Raw genomic sequence first — 1,551 nt, 5'->3', positions numbered from 1 at the left:
GGGTAGTGGGGTAGTGGGGAGAATAAATAAAAATAATCTCCTGACTACTGATTACTGATTACTGATCACTGATTACTGATACCCGATAGTCCTTGTGTATTGTCAAGGCGTTTACTTATAATAACTTTAAAAAGATTTTCGGGATCATCGGTAGCCCTATGGCAAAAATTGAAACGAGAACAGAACCCATGGTTTTAAACATGGGACCTCATCACCCGTCGATGCACGGTGTTTTGCGCTTAATCGTCACCCTTGACGGGGAAGACGTGATTGACTGTGAACCCGTGATCGGTTATCTTCATCGGGGCATGGAAAAAATTGCCGAAAATCGCACCAATGTCATGTACGTTCCCTACGTTAGTCGTTGGGATTACGCCGCAGGGATGTTTAATGAGGCGATTACAGTCAATGCTCCCGAAAAATTAGCCGATATCGCCGTTCCCAAACGAGCGCAATATATCCGGGTGATTATGTTGGAACTCAACCGCATCGCTAACCATTTACTCTGGTTAGGCCCCTTTATGGCGGATGTAGGCGCACAAACTCCCTTTTTCTACATTTTCCGGGAACGGGAGATGATTTATGACCTCTGGGAAGCTGCCACGGGAATGCGGTTAATTAATAATAATTATTTCCGTATTGGTGGCGTGGCGGTAGATTTACCCTACGGATGGGTGGATAAGTGCGAGGATTTCTGTGATTATTTTGACCCGAAAGTGGACGAATACGAAAAATTAATCACTAATAACCCGATTTTCCGCCGTCGTATTGAAGGGGTAGGCTGCATTACCAGAGAGGAAGCGATTAACTGGGGTTTATCCGGTCCGATGTTGCGCGCTTCTGGGGTGAAATGGGATTTAAGAAAAGTTGACCATTACGAGTGTTACGACGATTTTGACTGGGAAGTGCATTGGGAAACTGCCGGCGATTGTTTTGCTCGTTATCTGGTGCGGATTCGGGAAATGCGCGAATCGGTGAAAATTATCCGGCAAGCACTGAAAGGTTTACCCGGTGGTCCCTACGAAAATCTGGAAGCAAAACGGATGGCAGAAGGGAAAAAATCAGCTTGGAATGATTTTGACTATCAATATATCGCCAAAAAAGTCGCCCCCACTTTTAAGATTCCTAAAGGTGAACATTATGTGCGCTTGGAAAGTGGTAAAGGGGAATTAGGTATCTTTATCGTCGGTAATGATGATGTTTTCCCTTGGCGTTGGAAAATTCGGGCCGCCGATTTTAATAATCTTCAAATTCTGCCTCATATCCTCAAAGGGGTAAAAGTTGCCGATATTATGGCGATTTTAGGCAGTATTGATATTATTATGGGGTCAGTTGATCGCTAAATCTCTTTCAGGGTGGGTTATCTTATTAACTCACCCTCGTTTTGGTCTAGTCTTATGAAAAAAGCACATCGGCCTTTATCGAAAATTTGGGTTAAAACCCCGTCCTTTTAGGACGGCTTTAAGGTACAATGGAAAAAGCGATAACCAAGCTAAAAACTGAACCTTGACAACAGATAGTAGGGGGTTTTGTTCAGAAAAGAATTCAAAT

General features: G+C 43.6%; 1 protein-coding gene. It reads left to right on the top strand.

What is annotated here, in order from left to right; genetic code table 11:
* The first annotated feature begins 158 nt into the window (after positions 1-158).
* Positions 159-1,343: an NAD(P)H-quinone oxidoreductase subunit H gene (locus tag IQ242_RS24450; RefSeq protein ID WP_193961738.1), complete on the top strand. Its 1,185-nt coding sequence runs from the start codon at positions 159-161 to the stop codon at positions 1,341-1,343.
* The last annotated feature ends 208 nt before the right edge of the window (positions 1,344-1,551 follow it).

It is taken from the genome of Microcystis sp. LEGE 08355 (assembly GCF_015207185.1).
Taxonomy (GTDB): Bacteria; Cyanobacteriota; Cyanobacteriia; order Cyanobacteriales; family Microcystaceae; genus Microcystis; species Microcystis panniformis.
Note: the sequence above shows the minus strand (reverse complement) of the source record. Positions and strands in the feature narration are given on the sequence as shown.